Here is a 21,584-nt window from a genome sequence, read left to right on the forward strand (position 1 = left end):
TGTTCTCCTTCGAAGCAACAGGGGGTCAGGCGCGGGCGTCGTCGCCCGGGCGGGTCGAGAGCGCCTCGACCAGGGTGAACAAGCCGGAGTGGTCCAGGCCGCCGTCGCCGCGGGCGACGGTGGCACCGACCTGCTGGGCCACGAGGGAGCCGAGGGGGATGGTGACCCCCGCCTCACGGGCGGCCGAGGTCACGATGCCCATGTCCTTGTGGTGCAGCTCGAGACGGAAACCGGGGGCGAAGTCCCGGTCCAGGAGCTTCTGGCCCTTCTGCTCGAGCACCTTGGAGCCGGCCAGCCCGCCTCCCAGGACCTTGAGGGCGGCGGTGGTGTCCACGCCGTAGGCCTCGAGGAAGACGACTGCTTCGCTGACCGCCTGGATGTTGGCGGCGACGATGAGCTGGTTGGCCGCCTTGACGGTCTGTCCGGAGCCGGAGGGGCCCACGTGCACGATGGTCTTGCCGACCCCCTGGAGCACCTCGTCCACGGCCTCGACATCCGCCTTCTCGCCACCGATCATGATCGATAGCGCACCGGAGATCGCACCGGCCTCGCCGCCGGAGACCGGAGCGTCCAGCGGGCGCAGCCCGGCCTCGCGGGCCTGCTCGGCGAGCGCCGCGGCGACATCGGGGCGGATCGTGGAGGCGTCGATCCACAGGGCGCCGGCGGAGGCGTTCGCGAAGACGCCGTCCTCGCCGCCGACGACGGCCTCGACGTCGGGGGAGTCCGGGAGCATCGTGATGATGACCTCGGCCTCGCGCACGGCGTCGGCGACGGAGTCCGCGCCCTTGCCGCCCGCCTCGACGAGGGCATCGATCTTCCCGCGGGAGCGGTTGAAGCCGGTGACGTCGTGGCCGGCGGTGACGAGGTTCTTGGCCATGGGCAGTCCCATGATTCCGAGTCCGATGACAGCGATCTTGGTCATGTCGGGGTCCTTTCGCAGAGTGTTGCGCGTGGAGAGGGTGAGAAGCGGGGCAGAGGAGTTCAGCTGGTGGCGCCGGCGGGCTGGGAGAGCCAGTCGAAGGCCGTGGCGCGATCCTGCTTGTACTCGAGCGCGACCTCGCCCTCGTAGCCCAGGGCGCGCGAGCGCTGGATCCACTGGTCCAGGGGCAGCTCACCGGTGCCCGGGGCGCCGCGACCGGGGGAGTCCGCGATCTGGATGTGCCCGAACTCGGCGGCGTGCGCCTCGATCACGGCGGCGACGTCGTCACCGTTGACGGCGAGGTGGTAGAAGTCGGCGAGCAGAGCGATGTTCTCCGCTCCCGCCGCACGCACCCGGTCGATGATCGCCAGCGCGTCGGCCGCGGTCTTCAGGGGGTAGGCGTCGGCGCCGGAGACCGGCTCGAGCAGCACGGTGCCGCCGTTGGCGGCGACGGTGCGGGCCGCGAGCGCGAGGTTGGCCACGGCGGTCTCATCCTGGGCGGCCGCGTCCTGACCCTCGATGCGCAGGCCGTACAGGGCGTTGAACGCGCGGCAGCCGAGACGCTCGCCGAGTGCGGCGACGACCTCGACGTTCGCGGCGAACTCGTCCTCGCGGCCGATGGAGGAGACGATCCCGCGGTCGCCGCCGGGCATGTCACCGGCGAAGAAGTTCAGCCCCACCAGCTGGACCCCGGCGGACTCGATCGATGCGACGAAGTCGTCGATCTCCTGCTGGGACGGGGTGGCGCTGTCGAAGGGCCACCAGAACTCGACGCGCTCGAAGCCGGCGTCGCGGGCGGCCTGGGCCCGCTCGAGCACCGGCAGCTCGGACAGCAGCGTGGTGCAGTTGATGGCGAAGTCTCGCGGCGACGGCGTGGTGCTGGTGCTGGACATGGAGTGCCCCCTCGGGTCGTCGATGGTGGATCGGTCATTCTCGTAGCGTGGAAGAATTATTCCTTGTGATGGAAACACTACGGGGTGGACGTGGCGTCGTCAACCTCTGCGGGGCGGCGATCTGCTGCCGATCTCCCGCCGGAGCGCCGACGATCCCCGGCCGCTGCAGCGCGGGACCGGGGATCGCAGGTGGGAGGGGCGGGGGGGATCAGCCGGGCAGCGGCATGTGCCGGTGCATGTCCTTGTAGAGCAGGTAGCGGAAGCGACCGGGGCCGCCGGCATAGCAGGCCTGCGGGCAGAAGGCGCGCAGCCACATGAAGTCCCCGGCCTCCACCTCGACCCAGTCCTGGTTCAGGCGGTACACGGCCTTGCCCTCGAGCACGTACAGGCCGTGCTCCATGACATGGGTCTCCGCGAACGGGATGGTGCCGCCGGGCTCGAAGGAGACCACGGTGACGTGCATGTCGTGGCGGAGGTCATCGGGGTCCACGAAGCGCGTCGTGGCCCAGGCGCCGTTCGTGTCCGGCATCGGGGTGGGGGCGATGTCCTGCTCGTTCGTCACGAACGCGCTCGGCAGCTCGATGCCCTCGACGCGCTGGTACCGCTTGCGGATCCAGTGCCAGGTGGCGGGCGCGGTACCGGTGTTGCGCACCGACCACGTCGTCTCCGGGGGGATGAAGGCGTAGCCGCCGGGGCCCATCGTGTGCGTGGCCCCGTCGATCACGACGGTCAGCTCGCCGTCCATGAGGAACAGGACGCTCTCCGCCTCGGGATCGGTCTCCGGGCTCTCGCTGCCGCCGCCGGGGCCGACCTCCATGAGGTACTGGGAGAAGGTCTCGGCGAAGCCGCTCAGCGGCCGCGCCAGCACCCACAGACGGGTCTGGTCCCAGAACGGGAGGCGGCTGGTCACGATGTCCCGCAGGGTCCCGTGCGGGATGACCGCGTAGGACTCGGTGAACATGGCCCGGTCCGTCAGCAGGTCGGTCTGCGGGGGCAGGCCGCCGGGCGGGATCTGGTACGTGGGGGTACGGGCGGATGTCGAGTCGGTCATGCGGGTGAACCTCCAGGGGCGGGGGTGGTGGGTGCCGACGCGGCGCCGGCGGCGGCGCGCGGATGTGCCAGGGCGACCAGCTGCTGCGGATCCAGGCCCGTCGCGCTGCGCAGCTGGTCCTCCGGCACCGCACCGCACAGGAGGCCGCGGTGGACGAAGCGGGCCAGGGCGCGCGCCGTCGCCGGCTCGTCCATGACCGCGGACTCGACCTTCTCCACGTAGTTGCGCAGTCGCACTGCGGCTGCCGGGAAGCCCTCGGCGAAGAAGAAGTACGTCGCCAGGAAGCGGGTCGGCAGCTGGGCGGGATGCAGATCCCATCCCTGGTAGTAGCCGTGCTCGAGGGAGCGCCGCACCAGACGGGCGTGGTTCGCCCAGGCGGCGTCCCGCTGCGCCGGCTCGCCGAGGGGCAGGATGTTGGTGGACCCGTCGGACAGTCGCACCCCCGTCCCCGCCACGGCCACCTGCATGATCGCCTTGGCATGATCGGCCGCCGGATGCTCCATGGACTGGTATTCCGCGGCGATCTGCAGGCTGTCGGAATAGTCGTAGGTGCCGTAGTGGAGCGCCTCGACCCGGCCGTCGGTGCGATGGATGACATCGCCCAGCGGCGAGCGGCCGTCGACCCCCAGGATCAGCGGCGCGGTCTCCATCTGCACCTCGAAACGGAGCCGGCCATGAGCGAGGCCGAGCTCCTGCTCGAGGCGCTCGCAGGCGCGCACCATCACCTGCACCTGTGCGAAGGTGCTGACCTTGGGGAGGGTGAGCACCAGGCCGACGGGGAGCCCGTCGGGGCTGACCCCGGCCTCCCGCAGCCCGCCGCTGCGCACCAGGGTGCTCACGAACAGGTCCAGGGTGCGCAGCCCGCGCTCCCGGGTCGCCGCTTCGAAGCACTTGAAGCGGATCCCGATGAAGGGAGGAGCGGTCCCGGACCGGACGGCGTCGGCGACGGCCTGTGCCGCGGCGACCGCCTGCGCGTCCTCCGCCTGGTCGCCCTGGTCCCCGAAGCCGTCCTCGAAGTCGATCCGCAGATCCTCGATGGGCTCGGTGCGGAGCTTGTGCTCCACTGCGGCGACGACCGCGGCCTGAGCCTGCGAGGAGGTCCCCTCCGGTGCCACGGCGGTGGCCAGCTCCTGCAGACCGCCGTCCGCGACGGCGGCCAGGGCGCGTTCGCCCCAGGTGCGGGCGAGGTCCGGGGTGAAGGCATCAGCCGGCACGTAGACCGTGTGCACGGGCTGGCGGGTCCCGGGATCCCCGGGGAAGCAGCGCTCCAGCAGCTCATCGGTGGCGGCGAGCTCCTGGTCCGCTCTGCGGAGGAACGCTGCTCCGAGCACGCCCTCGGCGGTGCCGGCGTGCTTCCTGTCCTGCATGTGCGTCGTGCTCATCGATCCCCCAGGACCTCGTAGGCGGGCAGGGTGAGGAAGTCGAGGTACTCCGTCTCCAGCACGAGCTGGGTGACCAGCTCGATCGCCGGCTCGACGTACTGCGTGAAGACCTCGTCCCCGAACTCCTCGTGGAGCACCTCGCGCTGGGTGCCGATCGCCTCGCGCACCAGCTCGATGGTGGCCTTGTTGCCGGTGTCCTGGTAGACGATCCCGTTGTGGATCTGCTGCCAGATCTGCGAGCGGGAGATCTCGGCCGTGGCCGCATCCTCCATCAGGTTGTTGATCGCCACGGCGCCGTTGCCCGAGAGCCACACCGCCACATAGCGGAAGGCCACGTAGAGGTTCTGGTGGAGCTCCTCCTCCGTGCGGACCGAGCCGGCGCTGGCCACATCCAGCAGCTGGTCCGCGGTGACCTCCACGTCCTCGCGGGTGCGATCGATCTGGTTGGGGCGGTCCCCGAGCACCTCGTCGAACACCTCGCGGCAGGTGCTCACGAGATCTGGATGGGCGACCCAGGAGCCGTCGAAGCCGTCCCCGGCCTCACGGGTCTTGTCCTGTCGGACCTTGTCGAACGCCGCGGCGGTGACCTCCGGCTCGCGCCGGTTGGGGATGAACGCCGCCATGCCGCCCATCGCGACGGCGCCGCGACGGTGGCAGGTCTTGACCAGGAGGTCCGTGTACGCCCGCATCAGGGGCGCGGTCATCGTCACGGACGAGCGGTCGGCGAGGATGAAGCGCTCGCCGGCGTCGCGGAAGGTCTTGATGATGCTGAACAGGTAGTCCCAGCGCCCGGCGTTCAGCCCGGAGGCATGATCGCGCAGCTCGTAGAGGATCTCCTCCATCTCGAAGGCCGCCGGGATGGTCTCGATCAGCACGGTGGCGCGGACGGTCCCGTGCTCGATCCCGAGATGCTCCTCGGCGACCGTGAACACCTCGTCCCACAGGCGGGCCTCGAGATGGGACTCCAGCTTGGGGAGGTAGTAGTACGGGCCATGGCCGTTCTCGAGCAGCTGCTTCGCCGTGTGGAAGAAGTGCAGGCCGAAGTCGACCAGCGAGGCGGAGGCGCTCTCGCCGCCGATGCGCACATTGTGCTCGGGCAGGTGCAGGCCGCGCGGCCGGGTGACCACGACCGCCGTCGGCGCGTCCTCGCGCAGCCGGTACTCCTTGCCCTCCGGGGAGGTGAAGGCGAGGGAACCACGAGCCGCGTCGCGCAGGTTGCGGATCCCGCCGATCTGGTTGGCCCAGGTCGGGCTCGAGGCATCCTCGAGGTCCGCCAGCCAGACCTTCGCGCCGGAGTTCAGGGCGTTGATCGCCATCTTCGCCGGAGCCGCCGGGCCGGTCATCTCGACGCGACGATCCTGCAGTGCGGGCGGCGCCGCGGCCACGGTCCAGGAGTCGTCCTCGCGGATCGCGCGGGTCTCGGGCAGGAAGTCGAGCCGACCGGAGGCGGAGGCCTGCTGGCGCTTCTCGGTGCGCAGCGCGAGCAGCTCGTGGCGGCAGGCGTCGAAGCGCTCATGCAGCAGGGCGACGAAGTCGAGCGCCTCGGTGCTCAGGATCTCCTCGGCGTGCTCGAGCCCCTCCGGGACGGTGGCCTCGAGGGTGGCAGTGGTGCGGGTGGTGGTGGTCATGTTCTCTCCGTTCATGGGAACTGCGGAGGGCGGTGGTCGGTGGTGTCGAGCGGTCGCGCGGACCGGAGGCTCAGACGGCCGCGGTCTCGACGGTATCGGGGGCCGGCTGCGCGGACGCGATGCTGTTGTGCACGGCGTCGGCCACTGCCGGGGCGACGGTGGCGTCGAAGACGCTGGGGACGATGTAGCTCGCGTTGAGCTCCCCTGCGCGCACGCAGTCGGCGATCGCGCGGGCGGCGGCGACGAGCATCTCGGTGCGGATCTCGGCGGCATCCGCGTCCAGCAGTCCGCGGAACAGGCCGGGGAAGGCGAGGACGTTGTTGATCTGGTTGGGGAAGTCGGAGCGGCCGGTCGCGACCACGGCGGCGTGGCGGGCGGCGGCCAGCGGATCGACCTCGGGAGTCGGGTTCGCCATCGCGAAGACGATCGAGTCCTCGGCCATCGCGGCGACGTCCTCCTCCTCGAGGATGTTCGGGCCGGAGACTCCGATGAAGACGTCCGCGCCGACCATGGCCTCCTTCAGCGTCCCGGTGAAGTTGTCGCTGTTGGTGTTCTCGGCGATCCAGCGGCGGTGCTCGTCGGCGAGGTCGCGTCCCTGGTGCACCGCGCCCTGGCGATCGCAGGCGATGATGCGCCCGGCGCCCTCGTGGTGCAGCAGCTGGATGATCGCGTGGCCTGCGGCGCCGACGCCGGAGACGACGATGCGGGTGTCCTCGATCTTCTTGTCGACCACGCGCAGTGCGTTGTACAGCGCGGCCAGGGCGACGATCGCGGTGCCGTGCTGGTCGTCGTGGAAGACGGGGATGTCGAGCTCGTCCTGCAGGCGGGCGAGGATCTCGAAGCACCTCGGGGCGGCGATGTCCTCGAGGTTGATGCCTCCGTAGACCGGGGCGATCGCCTTGACGATGCGGATGATCTCCTCGGTGTCGGTGGTGTCGAGGCAGACCGGCCAGGCGTCGACGTCCGCGAAGGACTTGAACAGGGCGGCCTTGCCCTCCATCACGGGCAGCGCGGCCGCCGGACCGATGTCGCCCAGCCCCAGCACGGCGGTGCCGTCGGTGACGACCGCGACGGTGTTGCGCTTGATGGTCAGCCGGCGGGCGTCGGCCGGGTTCTCGTGGATGGCCATGCACACGCGGGCGACGCCGGGCGTGTAGGCGCGGGAGAGGTCGTCGCGGTTGCGCAGGGAGACCCGCGGGGTGACCTCGATCTTCCCGCCGAGATGGATGAGGAACGTGCGGTCGGAGACCTTGCGGACCGTGACCCCGGCCTGCTCCTCGAGAGCGGCGACGACGCGGTCGCGGTGGTCGTCGTCGACCACATTGCAGCTGACGTCCACGATGAGGTGGTCCGAGGCGGACTCGACGATGTCGAGGGCGGTGACGGCGGCTCCGGCGACAGCGACGCTGGAGGCGATGGTGCTGGTCGCATCGATGCTGGCGGGGATCTGAACTCGTAGGATGAGCGAGTGTCCGGGACTGGGGGCGGCCATGTCATGTCCTCCTGGGTGAAGTGCGATCTGGATGCTCCCTGCGGCGGTGCCCGGGCGGGCAGGACCACGAGGGGCTAGCTATGGAAGTTTTATTCCGCATGATGGATACTATGGTTGACGGGGGCCGAGCGCAAGGCCGTACTTCCCGGTAAGACATGATCACTACGATGGATTCCACCCGGCCGCGAGCGCGGTCGACGTGAACGATGAGATGAGGGGCCAGATGGCGACCAAGCAGAGCTCAGGCGGAGTGCAATCCGTGGAACGGGCCTTCCACCTGCTCGAGGTGATCGCGGCCGCCGACGGAGAGATCTCGCTCAGCGCCCTGTCGCAGTCCGTCGATCTTCCGCTGCCCACGATCCATCGCCTGCTGCGCACCCTGGTCACCCCGGGGTATGTCCGCCAGCTCCCCAACCGCGCCTACGTGCTGGGTCCGCGGCTGATCTGGCTCGGCGAATCCGCCACCCGCCAGCTGGGCCCCACCGGGCGACCGGTGCTGCAGCGCCTCGCGGACGAGCTGGGGGAGTCGGCCAACATGGCGGCGCTGGACGGCCAGATGATCGTCTATGTCGGTCAGGTCCAGTCCAGCCGCTCCATGCGCATGTTCACCGAGGTCGGTCGACGTGCCTACCCGCATGCGACCGGTGTCGGCAAGGCGATCCTCGCCGGGATGCCGGACTCGGAGGTCGAGAAGATCGTCCGCGCGACCGGCATGCCGCAGCCGACACCGAAATCCGCGGCCACCTTCGACGAGCTGCTGAAGCGGCTGGAGGTGGTGCGCGAACAGGGCTACGCGATCGACGAGGAGGAGCAGGAGCTCGGGGTGCGCTGCTACTCGATGGCGGTTCCCGGGGAGCACTCGCGGATCGCGATCTCGGTCTCCGGGCCGTCCTCTCGGGTGGACACCGCATTCGGTGAGCGTGCCGTGCCGCTGCTGCGGGACGCCGCCGCACAGCTGTCCCGGGAGATGGGCCTGGAGCAGAGCGTGAACGCCTGAACCTCTGAACGTGAACGCCGCCCGCTCGCGGGCAGGCCGACGCCCCCGTCCTCACCGCGGCTGTGCCGCGAGAGGGCGGGGGCGGTGACGTTCAGGCGTCTCCGCCGGTGGCCCCGCTGGTGCCCGACGTGGGGTCGTTGAGCCGATAGCGCTCGATCGCCTGCAGCGGTGCCTCGGCGGGCATCTCGCCCCGAGCCGCGAGCATCTGCAGGGTGCGCACCACCACGCTGTGGGTGTCGGTCCCGAAGAACCGGCGGGCGCCGGCCCGCGTATCGGAGAACCCGAACCCATCGGTCCCCAGGGTCGCGAAATCGTTCGGGACCAGATGGCGGATCTGATCGGGGACGTCGGAGCAGAAGTCGGAGACGGCGACCATCGGCCCCTGCGCCCCGGCCAGCTTCTGCGTCACGTACGGGACCCGGGCGGGCTGCTCGGGATGGCGGAACGTCTGCTTCTCCGCCTCCAGGCCGTCGCGGCGCAGCTGGTTCCACGACGTCACCGACCAGACGGCGGCCGCGACGCCCCATTCCTCGGCCAGAAGCTGCTGAGCCTCGAGGGTCCAGGGGACGGCGACCCCGGAGGCGAGCAGCTGGGCCTGCGGCCGATCCTCCGCGCCGACGGGCGCGGGTGAGACCTGGTGGATGCCCCGGATGATCCCGTCGACGTCGACATCCTCCGGCTCGACCGGCTGCTGGATGGGCTCGTTGTACACGGTGAGGTAGTACATGACGTCATGGTCCTCGTCCGCGGTGCCGTACATCTGCTCGATGCCGCGGCGGACGATGTGCCCGATCTCGTACCCGAAGGCGGGGTCGTAGTGGATCACCGCGGGGTTGGTCGACGCCAGGACGGGGGAGTGCCCGTCCATGTGCTGCAGCCCCTCACCGGCCAAGGTGGTGCGACCGGCGGTGGCACCGATCACGAATCCTCTCGCCAGCTGATCCGCGGCGGCCCAGAACGAGTCCCCGGTGCGCTGGAACCCGAACATCGAGTAGAAGACGTAGACCGGCACCATCGGCTCGCCCTGGGTGGCGTAGGAGGTGCCGGCGGCGGTGAAGGCCGACGTCGCCCCCGCCTCGTTGATGCCGGGATGCAGGATCACACCCTGCTCGGATTCCTTGTACGACAGGAACAGTTCACGGTCCACCGAGAGGTACTGCTGCCCGTCGGGGTGGTAGATCTTCGCCGTGGGGAAGAAGGCGTCCATGCCGAAGGTGCGCGACTCGTCGGGGACGATCGGCACGATCCGGTGGCCGAAGGACGGATCCTTCATGAGGTCCTTGAGCAGCCGCACGAACGCCATGGTGGTCGCCGCGCTGTTCTTCCCGCTGCCGCGGGCGGCCGAGGCATAGGCCTTCTGGGGAGGCAGGGCGATCGGGGTCGTGGACGGCCGCCGCTCGGGCAGGGGCCCGCCCAGCTCTCGCCGACGCTCCAGCAGGTACTCGAGCTCGGGTGATCCGGGCGCCGGCCGGTAGTACGGAGGGGCGTACGGATCGGCATCCAGCTCCTGGTCGGAGATCGGGATGCGCAGATGATCGCGGAAGCCCTTGAGATCCTCGATGGTCATCGTCTTCATCTGATGGGTGGCGTTGCGGCTCTCGAACCGGCTGCCCAGGCCGTGCCCCTTCACGGACTTCGCGAGGATCACGGTGGGGGCGCCGGTGTGCTCGACCGCCGCGCGGTAGGCGGCATACACCTTGCGGGGATCATGCGCCCCGCGTCGCAGGGCCCAGATCTCATCGTCGGTCAGGGAGCTGACGAGGTCCTTGGTGACCGGGGAGCGGCCGAAGAAGTTGTCCCGGACGAAGCCGCCGGATTCTCCCTTGTAGGTCTGGTAGTCGCCGTCGAGGGTCTCGTTCATGATCCGGATCAGTTCACCGGACTCGTCCTGCTCCAGCAGCGGATCCCAGCCGCTGCCCCAGACGACCTTGACGACATTCCATCCGGCGCCGCGGAAGAAGCTCTCGAGCTCCTGGATGATCTTGCCGTTGCCGCGGACCGGACCGTCCAGCCGCTGGAGGTTGCAGTTGACCACGAAGGTGAGGTTGTCGAGTCGTTCGTTCGCCGCGTGCTGCAGCAGTCCGCGGCTCTCCGGCTCATCCATCTCACCGTCGCCGAGGAACGCCCACACCCGCTGCTGCGAGGTGTCCTTGATCCCGCGGTCATGGAGGTAGCGGTTGAACTGCGCCTGATAGATCGCGTTCATCGGGCCGATCCCCATGGAGACGGTCGGGAACTGCCAGAAGTCCGGCAGGCCCCGCGGATGGGGGTAGGAGGGCAGCCCGTTCTCGCCAGCGGTCTTCTCCTGGCGGAAGCCGTTCAGCTGCTCCTCCGTCAGCCGGCCCTCGAGGAAGGCGCGCGCGTAGTTCCCGGGCGAGGAGTGGCCCTGCCAGAACACCTGGTCGCCGCCGCCGGGGTGATCCGGGCCGCGGAAGACGTGGTTCAGGCCCACCTCGTAGAGGGTGGAGATCCCCGCGTAGGACGAGATGTGGCCGCCGACGCCGACGCCGGGGCGCTGGGCGCGGTGCACCATGACCGCGGCGTTCCAGCGGATGATCGCCCGGTACTTGCGCTCGAGTTCCTCATCGCCGGGATAGTCGGGTTCGAGGTCTGCGGGGATCGTGTTGACGTAGTCGCTCGCGCCCACGGAGGGGGTCCTCACGCCGTGCAGGCGCGCGCGCTCCACCAGGGAGGTGAGGATGCGCTGCGCATGAGCCGCTCCGCGGGAGCGGACCAGCCCGTCCAGCGATGCCGCCCATTCGCGGTCCTCCTCGCGGTCCGGTCCCGGCTCGACGGCTGCGCTCTGGTCGGGGACCGCCGGCGTCGCGGGAGCCGCCTCGGGATGGGGCCGGGTGTGGGTGGAAGCCGTGGGGTTCATTCAGGGTCCTTTCAGGGCGCCGCGGGGCGTCGTCGGGGGAGTCGTGATGCGGGGCCCGCCGGTCGTCGCCGGTGGGCCCCGCATGGGAAGGAATCAGCTGTTCGTGGGCCGTCCCGCACGGGGGACAGCGGCATCGTCCGCGACCGCGGTCTCGGCCGGGTCGGGGTGCGCCGGCGGATCCGTGGCGATCTCGCAGATGGGGACATCGATGATCTCGCCCTCCGCGGTGATGACCGGGACCTCCTGGCCGTTGCAGTCCACGAGCTTGCCGTTCTCGACGTAGTCGCCCTCCTTGAGCTGGCGGTTCAGGTGCTCGAGCGACTCGTAGGAGACGCCGCGGAGGGGGGCGCGGGCGAAGACCGATCCTTCACCGTCGGGCGGGTTCCCTGCCTTCAGCTCGTTGAACAGCAGGTTCAGCAGGACCGCGACGACGGCGGCGGAGCTGATGCCGGAGTGGAAGATGGTCTGGAACCAGGAGGGGAAGGCGTCGTAGATGTCCGGCTTGACGACCGGGAGCATGCCGGCGCCGAGGGACGCGGCGACGATGATCATGTTCGAGGTGCCCTGGTAGTTCACCTTCCCGAGCGTGCGGATGCCCGAGACGGCCACGGTGCCGAAGAGCACGATCCCGGCGCCGCCGAGGACGGGCGAGGGGATGGCGGCGACGAGCCGCCCGAGGACGGGGAGCAGGCCCAGGACGACGAGGATCCCGCCACCGGCGGTGACCACGAAGCGGCTGGTGACACCGGTGATCGCGACCAGGCCGACGTTCTGGGCGAAGGCGCTCTGGGTGAAGCTGTTGAACACGGGGGAGACGAACGAGGCGGCCATGTCCGCACGCAGCCCGTTGGCGATGCGCTTGCTGTCCACCTCGGTGTCCACGATCTCGCCGACGGCGATGATGTCCGCGGTGGTCTCGGTGAGGATCACGAGCACGACGATCGTCATCGAGACGATGGAGGCGATCTCGAAGACAGGGGGGCCGAAGGCGAACGGGCGGGGCAGCTCGAAGTAGGGGCCGTCCAGGACGTTGCTGAAGTCCGCCTGACCGGTGAGGGCGCCCAGCGCCGTGCCCAGCACGATGCCCAGCAGGATCGAGAGCCGGGAGATCGCGGCGTTGCCCAGCTTGGACAGCAGCAGGATGATCAGCAGCGTGGCGAACCCGAGGCCGATGTTGCCCAGGGAGGCGTATTCCGGCGCCTCGGAGTTGTTACCCATGATCCAGCCGCCCGCGACCGGGAAGAGCGACAGGCCGATGGCGGCGATCACGACGCCGGTCACGACCGGCGGGAAGAACCGGATGACCCGGGAGAAGAACGGGGCGATGAGGAAGCCGATGGCGGCAGAGGCCATGACCGCGCCGAACACGGCCTGGATGCCGCCGGGGCCGCTGACGATGGCGGTCATGGTGGCGACGCTCGCGAAGGAGGTCCCCTGGACCAGGGGCAGCTGCGAGCCGAAGAAGCGGATCCCGTAGGACTGCAGGATCGTCGCCAGCCCGCCGATGAACAGGCAGCAGGCGATCAGGACGGCCTGCTGCTCCGTCGAGACCCCGGCCGCACCGCCGATGATCAGCGGCGGGGCGATGATGCCGCCGTACATGGTCAGGACGTGCTGCAGGCCGTAGCCGAAACTCTTCTTGATCCCGAGGTTCTCGTCCTCGGGGCGTACTGAGGACCTCGTGGCCTCTGTGGTGACGCTCATGCTCTTACTCCTTCGTAAGGGGGGAGGCAGTCCGGGGCCCGCGCCGTACGGCGGGCCCCGGCTGAGGGGGAGGGGTCAGCAGAAGCCGCTGATCCCCATCCAGGCGTCCTCGGCGGTGGGCGCATCCTTGCGCTGGATGGTGGCCTCGATGAGGCCGAAGGGACGATCGGCCGCGTAATGCGTCTCGAGGTTGTTCTCGATGCCGGCGAAGCTCAGGTCGTAGACGAAGTGGTGCTTGTTGGGGCAGGAGAACTTGATCTCGTCGATCTCCGGGTGGGCCGAGAGGACGGCCTTGCCCATGTGGTGGAGGGTCTCCTGGAGCGCACGCGAGTAGTGATCGGTGAACTTCTCGAGCATGATCTGCTTCACGCTGCGGTAGATGGCATCGAAGTCGACATCGGTGCTGTTGTAGCGCCACCGCGTGGCGATGTCCGTGGACATGACACGGTCATCGGTCTCCTTCAGGGTGGTGAAGCGGTCCTTCGGGTATCCCGAGAATCCGGACTGCGTGGACTTCAGGACCGTGAGGCCGTAGAAGCCGGAGATGACCGTGCGCTTCTGACCGTCCGTGACCAGCACCGCGGTGCGCTTCTCCTGCTTGGACTCGACGAAGCAGTGGTCGTGATCGTTGATCCGCTCCCAGGCGTGCTCCTCCGCGGCCCAGCGGCCGCCGGAGATCCACGCGAACTCGGAGGTGAAGTGGTCCGACAGGGCGAGCAGGAGCTGCTCGGGAGACTTGACCCCCTCGGTCTGGGCGAAGGCGAAGACCGTGTTCTTCTGGGTGTCGGTCGGGATGCAGTGGGCGTTGTCGCCCTTGGTGTGCATGTCCTCGAGGTCGCCGCGCAGCTGCGAGGTGACGGTGACGTCCCGGATCTCGTGGCGGTCGGTGTCCCGGGCGATGCGGACGACGTGGTTCTCGGCCTTGCCGTACTGGGTGGGCCCGAGGACGATCTCGGCAGTCTCGGGATCATCCGTGGTGCGGTTCTGGATCGTGTCAGTCATCTGAGATCTCCTTCAATAGTGGTGGATCGTGCGGGAAGGGGCAGTCGGTCCGTGGGTCAGCTGCCCCGGTAGGTGGAGAAGGCGAAGGGGCTCAGCAGGAGCGGGACGTGGTAGTGGTCCTGGTCCGGCTGAACCGTGAAGTCCACGGTGACGCGGGGAAGAACGTCGCCTGCTCGCGGCCGGCGAAGTACTCCCCGGTCTGGAACGTGATGCGGTATTCGCCCGGATCCAGCACCGCGGGCCCGAGCTCGCGGGCGCGGCCGTCGGCATCGGTTCTCGCCGAGGCGATGCGCTCGCCGTCGGCGGTCTCGAGGTGCAGGACGATGCCGGTCGCGGGGGTGCCGGTCATCGTGTCCAGGACGTGTGCGGTCAGGTGGCTCATGCGGTCAGGAGTCCTTCGAGTCGGAGGGTGGCGATCTGGCGGAGCTGTTCGGCGACGACCAGGAGCTCGCGATCCGGCTGATTGGCCATCCGCTCCTCGAGCGCGTCGAGGATCTGTGCGGGGCTCCTGCCGGCTGCGCGGATCAGGAAGACCCGGCCGAAGCGTTCTTCGTAGGCGATGTTCCGTGCTCGCAGCTCCCGCTGCAGCTCGGCATCGTCGGGATCGATGGCACTCTGCTCGGACCGGGAGAGCCCGGCCTCGGCGCTCTGGCCCTCGGCGCGGTCGCCGATGCGGGGATGGTGGGCGAGCGCCTGATCGATCTCCGTCTCGGTCAGCGGCTCGGCGGCGGTGCGTGATGCCTCCAGCAGCTCTTCGACAGTCCCGAAGGGGCGGGCGGCGATGATCTCGTCGCTCCATCGGGGGATGTCGAGCGCGGGGCGGAGCACCGCGGCCGCAGCCTCCGGCTCGAGTGCGTTGAACTCGTCGATGTTCATCTCCCACTTCCTCGTGGTGACGGGCCCGGTGACGGGGTCTCCGAGTGGAGTCGTCAGGGGCGGCGGGTGGCGATCAGGCTCCGACGCTGGAGTGCTGATCGAACTTTCTGTTTCCGCTACGTGGAAAGTTATTTTCGTTATGGATATTCAAGCGGGTTGCCTCCGGCCTGTCAAGAGCGTCGGCGCGGCGCGTCGCGAGGTGCCGACTGCGCCGCGCCCGAGGCTGCCGGATCAGGAGCCGAGGGCTCCGATGAGGCCGGCGACGTGGTCCGGGACCACCACACCGTAGTCGGCGCTGAGCACCGTCCCGTCCTCTTCGAGGACGATTGTGGTGCGCACGGGGCCGATGCTCGTCTCGCCGTTGATGGTCCGCTCGCCCCAGGCGCCCCAGGCCTGCGCGGTCTCGGAGCCCGGGTCCGACAGGAGCGGGAAGGAGAGGTCGTGCTCGCGCGCGAAGTCCCGGAGGGTCTCCGGGGAGTCGGCGGAGATCCCCAGGATGCGGTAGCCGTGCTCGGCGAAGCGGGACTCGTTGTCCCGGAAGTCGCAGGCCTCGGTGGTGCAGCCGGGGGTGAAGGCCTTCGGGTAGAAGTACACGACGGAGCGCTGGCCGCGGAGGTCTCCCAGGGAGACCTTCTCCCGCGGGCGTCGGTGAGGGTGAAGCCGGGGGCGCTGTCCCCGGGGCTGAGGCGGTCGGTCATGGTTGTTCTCCTCGGTCAGGCGTGGCGGGATGCGGCGGCGGTGGCGCAGGCGGTCGTCACCGCGACCGCCAGCATGAGCCACATCGGGAGCCGGTATCGGGATGGACGGTCGGACAGGACGAAGTCCGGATCGCAGGTGATCAGCGCGCTGTGGACCGAAGTCGTGGGCGTCGGCTGGGGAGGTGAAGTGGTCATGGCGTGCCTCCGGGGTTCAGTCGCGAGTGATGCGCGAGGTGCGGTTCGGATCCATCTAGTGGAAGAACATTTCCACAACATGGAAAGTAGCCGAAATCACTGCGCTCGTCAAGAGGACCCGGCGGAGGGGCTGCGTCGCGAAGGGGTCCGCTCGGTGACGGACCGGCTCGGAGTGCGCTCGACCTGCCGTTCGGCAGAATCGAGGCACGATTCTCTGCCCCGCCCGGATCGTGAGACGGGCACGGCTCGCAGGCGCGAGGTGCCGGCGGGAGGGGTGCTGGGGCTCGCCGGCGTCCGCGCGCACCGCCCGGTCGCATCACCCCGAGGGCGAAGGCGGCCTGCCCTGCTACAGCCGCAGCCGAAGCCGCAGCCTCAGCGGGAGCGCGGCAGCAGGATGAGGAACAGCGTGATCGCCGCGACGGTGCCGACGACCAGCATCCACGGCCCCAGGGTCAGCGGGGACAGCCCGAGCACGATCAGCCCGCCCAGCAGGCTCAGCACGAGCACGGGCAGCAGCGCGCGCAGCGCCAGGTGCCAGGCGGAGACGGCGAGCACCCCGTGCACGGGCAGGGTCGCAGCCAGCGCGAAGGCGCAATGCGCGATCAGCAGCGCGATACCGATCCCGGCGGCGCGCAGGAACGAGAGCTCGTCCTGGACGAGCAGGCTCAGCAGGATCGCGCCGGGAGGCAGCAGACCCACATTGCTGTCGGGGCTGCGGAACTGGACCAGCAGTCCCGCGGCGACCACGGCCGCGAGCACGACCGTCCCGAGATGTGCGAGCAGACCGATCCCATCGAGACGGAGCAGCAGCGCGAGGAGCGTGGCCCCGGCGCCGAGCGCCCACAGCAGCCAGTGCGTCGCGCTCACCTTCCGCAGCTCGAGCAGGCGCTCCGCGAGTGGATCGACGAACTGCCTCGGGCGCATCAGGACCTCCTCCTGCGCGGCGCCGAGCGGGCGGCCGAGAGGGACAGCAGCACCGGGGCGAGGGAGGAGGGGCCGGCCCAGGCGGTGATCGGCACCCCCGCCTCCCTCAGCTCCCGCACGGTCCGTTCGCGCAGCAGGCGCCGCATCGCCCAGGCCTCGGGCCAGAACCGGTGGGAGATCGTCCCGTCGACAGCCAGCGGCCTGCCCCGCAGCACGGACGTATCGCCGATGCTCGGCGGCAGGGTATCCACCACGATCACGTCGGCCCCATGGGCGACCAGCACCCCGATCTGAGCGATCACATCCTGGTTCAGCAGCGGCGTGCACACCACGGTGAGGGTCCCCGGCCGCACCGAGCGCAGCCGCCGCACCGGGCGCAGGGTGCCCTCATCCCGGCTGGCCCGCGACAGGGACGTGGTGAGCACCCGCAGCTGGCGCGGTCCGGAACCGGGCGGGACCGGACCGATCAGGTGCCCGATATCGAACACCGAGACCCGGTCCCCGGCGGCGAGATAGTGGCGGGCGATCGCCGCGGTGGCACGGATGGTCATGTCCAAGCTGGTGGGGTCCCCGGCCGCCGCCCAGGGCGCCGGCGCCACATCCGCGATGGTGTCGGTGACGATCAGGACCTCCGTGTCCTGCTCGGTGAAGGTCGCGTTGGTGTGCAGCTCGCGGGTGCGGCTGGAGACGCGCCAGTTGATGCGGTGCAGGCGGTCACCGGGCCGGAAGGCCCTCACCTCCGCCAGCGCGGTGCCGTCACCGCGTCGCCGGGACAGGTGCGCGCCGCTGACCCCGATCGGGGTGGGGACCTCCACCGGCGCATCGAGCACGGTCGAGGCCGGGACCACCTGCACCGCGGTGGGCGGCAGGGTCCGCTGCGCACGGTAGGCGCCGAGCGCATCGGCCACCACCACGTGCAGCGGGCCCACCCGGACCTGTCCCCAGCGCTGCGCGCTCACCCGCAGCTGCACCTCTCCGTCCCCGGTGAGGGAGCCGTGACGCGGAGCGAGGTCGACATGGGGCTGCATCGGCAGGGTCGCGGTGGTGAGCACCCCGGGAGCGGTCCGGACGAGGACGGCCGCGGTGCCGCCCTCCTCGATGCTGCGGCGGCCGAGGCGCAGCTGCGGCTCCGCCGCGGCGAGCTCCTCGCCGTGCAGGATGCGCCGGGCCAGAGAGACCAGCGCCCAGGCCAGCATCGGCATCCCGACGAGGATGAGCTCCGGCCGTCCCAGCGCGAGCGAGAACGCGAGCGCGGCACCCCCGATCACCGCGGCGCGCACCAGCGCCGCCGTCGGCCGAGTGCGCAGTCCCCTCCGCTGCTGGGACGGAGAGGTCACGCCGTTCCCTGGGGGACCGGCTCGACCGCGGCAGGCACGGCCACCTTCCCCAGGACCGCCTCGACCACACCGGCCCCGGTCGCATTCTGCAGCCACAGCTCGGGCTTGACCGTGACGCGATGGTCCAGGGCCGCATGGGCCAGGGCCTTGATGTCCTCGGGGACCACATAGGCGCGGCCGCGGATCACCGCGAGCGCCCGCGCGCAGGTGATCAGGGCGAGGGTGCCGCGGGGGGAGGCGCCGACCAGGGCGTGCTGATGGTCGCGGGTCGCAGCGACCAGCTCGACCGCGTAGTGACCCACCGAGTCCTCGACGTGGACGTCCTCGACGGCCTGCTGCACCCTGAGCAGCTCGGCGGCGCCGAGCACCTCGGGAACGGTCTGCTCCTCCCGGCGGCGATCGATCCGGCGGGAGACCACGTCCCATTCCTGCTGGGCGGTCGGGTAGCCGAAGGACAGCCGCAGCAGGAAGCGGTCCAGCTGCGCCTCGGGGAGGGGATAGGTGCCCTCGTGCTCGATCGGGTTGGCGGTGGCGAGCACGTGGAAGGGCTCGGGCAGCTCCCGGGTGGTGCCCTCGACGGAGACCTGCCGCTCCTGCATCGCCTCCAGCAGCGCGGACTGGGTCTTCGGCGGGGTGCGGTTGATCTCGTCGGCCAGCAGCAGCCCGGTGAAGACCGGGCCGGGCCGGAACACGAACTCGCCGCTGCGCTGGTCGTACACCTCTGCACCGGTGAGGTCCGCGGGCAGCAGGTCGGGGGTGAACTGGGCGCGCGTGAAGGGAAGCCCGAGAGCCTGCGCGAAGGAGCGTGCGGCCAGGGTCTTGCCCAGCCCCGGAAGGTCCTCGAGCAGCACATGGCCGCCGGCGAGGATGCCGGCCAGGACGAGCTCGAGGGGCTCGCGCTTGCCGACCACGGCGGTCTCGACGGCGTCGAGCACAGCGGTGGCCGCAGCGGTGGCGGCCTGGGCCGTCATCGGGGTCGTGGGGGGCGTCGTGGTGGTGCGGGTCATCTGTCCCTCTCCTCGCGCTGGGCGAGCTCTCTCAGGCAACGGTGCAGGGTCCGCCGGTCCAGGGGGCCGACGGGATGCTGCTCGGCATCGGGCTGGCGAGCAGTCTCGATCAGCCGGGTCAGGTCGGGGCTCAGCGGTTCGGCGTCCGGGTCGCGGCCGCGCTCATCGGCGATCTCCCCGAGCGTGCGGAGCAGCCCGCGGTGGGTCATGCGACGCCGGGGCTGGGCCCCGTAGGCGAGGTCCTCGAGACGGCGCACCCGGGTGTCCTGGGCGTGGGGCAGCGCATAGTCGACGTCGAGATCGAGCGCGGGCCCATCCAGCCGATCCGCGCGGTCGACGCCCACGTCGATGATCCACCAGATCGCCCCGCCGGCCAGCCCGAGGGAGCTCAGCACGGGCAGCGGGAGGAACAGGCCGAACAGGGTGCAGACGCCGTACAGGGCCAGGGAGACCAGGACTCCGAGCCCCAGCCTGGCCAGCAGCGGCAGCCAGGGACGAATCATCGCGGCTCCGCCCGATCCGCGCCGTCATCGAGGTCCGCTCTCAGCCCGTCCAGCAGCGCGAGCGCCTCCTCACGGTCTGAATCGGCCAGCTGTCGGGGATCGAACAGCGCCCGACGGTACAGATGGGCGAGCCGGTCCAGCGCGGCGCGGTCGAGGTCCAGCCTCCCGAGCACCGCCACCACGAACTCGAGCGTGGTCTGGGAGGGGTCGCGGCGCACCCCCGCCTCGGCGATCGCGCGCTCCAGCGCGAGCCAGGCCGCGATCACCGCGTCATGGGCATCCACCACGGTGGAGAGGCTGGTGCGGGCGTCCTCGAGGGCGGCCTTCGCCTGGAAGGTGGTGAGCTCGTCCTCATCGGCGAGGTCCGCGAGGGCGGGAGCGGGCCGGGCGAGCCGCTGTATCCGGTACGCCACCCAGATGATGAGGACGAGCAGGACCACGCCGAGGGCGATCAGTGCGATGAGCAGCCCGGTGCCCGATCCCTCCGGGTCGGGGGGCCGGGTGGGGGTATCGCCGGTGGACCAGTCCGGTTCCGAGTAGTCCTCCCGCTGCGGCCCCCAGTTGTACGAGCCCTCGGTCTTGCCGGTGTAGACCGCGCCCGGGCCGCGGTCGGCGGCGGCTCCGAGCGCGACCAGTCCGAGGGCTCCGAGCGAGACCATCAGCAGCAGCACGACCACCAGCCGGCGGTGCGCGGTGGTCCGGTCGGGGCTCCCGGCCCGGGACTCGGTGCCGGTGTCGGGCTCGGCACGGGTCACGCGGGCTCCTGCCTCGGGTTCGAGTCCGCGCGCCCCGGATGCGGGGAGGCGACGATCACGGACTGCTCGCCGGCGATGCGGGTGAGGATCAGCGTCGCGGACTCGTCGCCGAAGCGGCGCGGGCGCAGCTTGCGGCGCAGCTCGTCGGGTTCGACGGCGGTGCCGCGCTTCTTGATCTCCAGCACCCCCAGGCGGTGCTCCCGCAGATAGGAGGTGAGGCGCTTGAGGCCGAAGGGCATGACGTCCCGCACCGTGAAGCCGCGGGTGAAAGGGCTGGCAGTGTGCTGGTCGCTGGTGAGATAGGCGATGGTCGGGTCCAGCGTGTGCGCGCCGAGCTGCTCGGCGAGGCTGCCGATGAGGCCGGCTCGGATCACCGCGCCGTCGGGCTCGTAAAGGTGGTCGCAGAGCGGTCCGGGCTCGGGATCGGCGGCGGCGCCGGCCAGGCGGTCCAGTCGGTGGGCGCCCTGGCGATCCACGAGCACGGCGGAGGAGAGCACGCCCTGCCGGGCGAGCGGTCCGAACCAGGCGCTCGCCTCGAGCACCTGGCCGTGGAAGGACAGCCACTGCACTTCGACGTCCTCGGGCAGGGCATCCCGGGCGATGCCGGGGCCGAGCTTCGCCCCCAGCGGACCGGCTCCGCCGTCGCGCCCGAGACGCCGGGCGAGGTCGATCACCGTCGACAGCGGCGGCTCGTACTCCTCGGGATCGTGGAGGCGTCGGGTGCCGCCGCGGGCAGGAGCCCGCCGGGCAGGATCCAGCCAGATCCCCTCGGTGTCGTGAGGGTCGTGGCTCTCGGCCTGCCCCAGCTGGGCACGGGCGTGGGGGAAGGGGAGGAGGTTCACGGTGGCCACGGCGACGGTCACGGGGTCGCGATCCACGGCCTGGACGTCGAGTCCGAGGCCTGCCAGCGCCATCGAGTCCCCGCCGATGCCGCAGCCGAGGTCTGCGACGCTCGCCACGCCGGCACGCTGGAAGCGCTCGGCATGCAGTGCGGCGATCGGCAGTCGGGTGGCCTGCTCGAGACCGTGCGGGGTCAACAGCATCGTGGCCGCGAACTCCCCGAACTTCTCCTGGGCCCGGGTGCGCAGCCGGGACTGGGTCAGCACCGCGGAGACCAGCTCCGGCGCGTGCCCGGCCTCACGCAGCTGCGCCGCCTGCCGCAGCGCCTCGTCCTCGCGGTACGGGGGCAGGGAGTTCAGCAGTGCCCAGCCGGCGGGCTGCAGCACGGGTTCGAGGGCACGGAGCGCCGCCTGGGCATCATCGACAGGGGGCACGACCATGGGCACGAGCGTACCCGCCATGCGGCTGTCCGGTGGCGCGCAGCGCTGTGGGTACGGGTGGGG

General features: G+C 70.5%; 19 protein-coding genes and 1 pseudogene. 1 reads left to right on the forward strand and 19 read right to left on the reverse strand.

The window, feature by feature from the left end; genetic code table 11:
* Positions 1 to 25: 25 nt before the first annotated feature.
* The 6 genes from CFK39_RS12150 to CFK39_RS12175 form a co-directional block, all read right to left on the reverse strand.
* Positions 26 to 922 (reverse strand): 2-hydroxy-3-oxopropionate reductase, encoded by an 897-nt coding sequence (locus CFK39_RS12150; protein WP_089065683.1) that lies wholly within the window; start codon positions 920 to 922, stop codon positions 26 to 28.
* Between the two features lie 59 nt (positions 923 to 981).
* Positions 982 to 1,812, reverse strand: coding sequence for a hydroxypyruvate isomerase family protein (locus tag CFK39_RS12155; protein WP_089065684.1), 831 nt, complete (start codon positions 1,810 to 1,812; stop codon positions 982 to 984).
* A gap of 208 nt (positions 1,813 to 2,020) precedes the next feature.
* A complete protein-coding gene (locus CFK39_RS12160; protein ID WP_089065685.1) occupies positions 2,021 to 2,863 on the reverse strand; it encodes a bifunctional allantoicase/(S)-ureidoglycine aminohydrolase in 843 nt (280 codons plus the stop codon).
* Positions 2,860 to 4,245 carry a DUF6986 family protein gene (locus tag CFK39_RS12165; protein ID WP_089065686.1) on the reverse strand — a complete coding sequence of 462 codons (1,386 nt, stop codon included), beginning with the start codon at positions 4,243 to 4,245 and terminating at the stop codon, positions 2,860 to 2,862. The genes CFK39_RS12160 and CFK39_RS12165 overlap by 4 nt, the downstream gene beginning before the upstream one ends.
* Entirely contained in the window at positions 4,242 to 5,873 is a 1,632-nt protein-coding gene (gene aceB / locus CFK39_RS12170; protein ID WP_089065687.1) for a malate synthase A, read from the reverse strand. Before aceB ends, CFK39_RS12165 begins: the two co-directional genes overlap by 4 nt.
* Before the next feature lie 70 nt (positions 5,874 to 5,943).
* Complete coding sequence (locus CFK39_RS12175; protein ID WP_089065688.1) at positions 5,944 to 7,365, reverse strand: NAD-dependent malic enzyme; 1,422 nt, start codon at positions 7,363 to 7,365, stop codon at positions 5,944 to 5,946.
* 223 nt (positions 7,366 to 7,588) lie between these two features.
* Here CFK39_RS12175 and CFK39_RS12180 point away from each other — a divergent pair, with 223 nt between their 5' ends.
* A complete protein-coding gene (locus CFK39_RS12180; protein WP_089065689.1) occupies positions 7,589 to 8,362 on the forward strand; it encodes an IclR family transcriptional regulator in 774 nt (257 codons plus the stop codon).
* A 91-nt stretch (positions 8,363 to 8,453) separates the two neighbouring features.
* Here the strand turns inward: CFK39_RS12180 and aceE are convergent, their stop codons facing one another.
* The 13 genes and pseudogenes from aceE to CFK39_RS12245 all read right to left on the reverse strand — a co-directional run bounded on the left by aceE (position 8,454) and on the right by CFK39_RS12245 (position 21,521).
* On the reverse strand, positions 8,454 to 11,240 hold the full coding sequence (aceE, locus tag CFK39_RS12185) for a pyruvate dehydrogenase (acetyl-transferring), homodimeric type (RefSeq protein WP_089065690.1): 2,787 nt from the start codon (positions 11,238 to 11,240) through the stop codon (positions 8,454 to 8,456).
* Positions 11,241 to 11,333: 93 nt separating this feature from the next.
* Positions 11,334 to 12,944 (reverse strand): nucleobase:cation symporter-2 family protein, encoded by a 1,611-nt coding sequence (locus CFK39_RS12190; RefSeq protein WP_089065691.1) that lies wholly within the window; start codon positions 12,942 to 12,944, stop codon positions 11,334 to 11,336.
* Between the two features lie 75 nt (positions 12,945 to 13,019).
* Positions 13,020 to 13,946 (reverse strand): factor-independent urate hydroxylase, encoded by a 927-nt coding sequence (gene pucL, locus CFK39_RS12195; protein ID WP_089065692.1) that lies wholly within the window; start codon positions 13,944 to 13,946, stop codon positions 13,020 to 13,022.
* Positions 13,947 to 14,002: 56 nt separating this feature from the next.
* Positions 14,003 to 14,328: pseudogene (gene uraH, locus CFK39_RS12200) on the reverse strand (hydroxyisourate hydrolase).
* Complete coding sequence (gene uraD / locus CFK39_RS12205; protein ID WP_089065693.1) at positions 14,325 to 14,822, reverse strand: 2-oxo-4-hydroxy-4-carboxy-5-ureidoimidazoline decarboxylase; 498 nt, start codon at positions 14,820 to 14,822, stop codon at positions 14,325 to 14,327. Before uraD ends, uraH begins: the two are co-directional and overlap by 4 nt.
* A gap of 231 nt (positions 14,823 to 15,053) precedes the next feature.
* Positions 15,054 to 15,416, reverse strand: a complete 363-nt coding sequence (locus tag CFK39_RS12210; RefSeq protein ID WP_245822552.1) for a peroxiredoxin — start codon at positions 15,414 to 15,416, stop codon at positions 15,054 to 15,056.
* 119 nt (positions 15,417 to 15,535) lie between these two features.
* Entirely contained in the window at positions 15,536 to 15,715 is a 180-nt protein-coding gene (locus tag CFK39_RS12215) for a hypothetical protein (RefSeq protein ID WP_089065694.1), read from the reverse strand.
* 372 nt (positions 15,716 to 16,087) lie between these two features.
* Positions 16,088 to 16,639: a hypothetical protein gene (locus CFK39_RS12220; RefSeq protein ID WP_089065695.1), complete on the reverse strand. Its 552-nt coding sequence runs from the start codon at positions 16,637 to 16,639 to the stop codon at positions 16,088 to 16,090.
* Positions 16,639 to 17,976, reverse strand: a complete 1,338-nt coding sequence (locus CFK39_RS12225) for a DUF58 domain-containing protein (protein ID WP_089065696.1) — start codon at positions 17,974 to 17,976, stop codon at positions 16,639 to 16,641. Before CFK39_RS12225 ends, CFK39_RS12220 begins: the two co-directional genes overlap by 1 nt.
* Entirely contained in the window at positions 17,973 to 18,983 is a 1,011-nt protein-coding gene (locus CFK39_RS12230; RefSeq protein ID WP_157697162.1) for an AAA family ATPase, read from the reverse strand. The genes CFK39_RS12225 and CFK39_RS12230 overlap by 4 nt, the downstream gene beginning before the upstream one ends.
* Positions 18,980 to 19,486 (reverse strand): hypothetical protein, encoded by a 507-nt coding sequence (locus tag CFK39_RS12235; RefSeq protein ID WP_089065697.1) that lies wholly within the window; start codon positions 19,484 to 19,486, stop codon positions 18,980 to 18,982. The genes CFK39_RS12230 and CFK39_RS12235 overlap by 4 nt, the downstream gene beginning before the upstream one ends.
* Positions 19,483 to 20,241 (reverse strand): DUF4129 domain-containing protein, encoded by a 759-nt coding sequence (locus CFK39_RS12240; protein ID WP_089065698.1) that lies wholly within the window; start codon positions 20,239 to 20,241, stop codon positions 19,483 to 19,485. Before CFK39_RS12240 ends, CFK39_RS12235 begins: the two co-directional genes overlap by 4 nt.
* Positions 20,238 to 21,521 carry a class I SAM-dependent methyltransferase gene (locus tag CFK39_RS12245; protein WP_089066429.1) on the reverse strand — a complete coding sequence of 428 codons (1,284 nt, stop codon included), beginning with the start codon at positions 21,519 to 21,521 and terminating at the stop codon, positions 20,238 to 20,240. Before CFK39_RS12245 ends, CFK39_RS12240 begins: the two co-directional genes overlap by 4 nt.
* Positions 21,522 to 21,584: the final 63 nt, after the last annotated feature.

Source organism: Brachybacterium avium (assembly GCF_002216795.1).
Lineage (GTDB): Bacteria > Actinomycetota > Actinomycetes > Actinomycetales > Dermabacteraceae > Brachybacterium > Brachybacterium avium.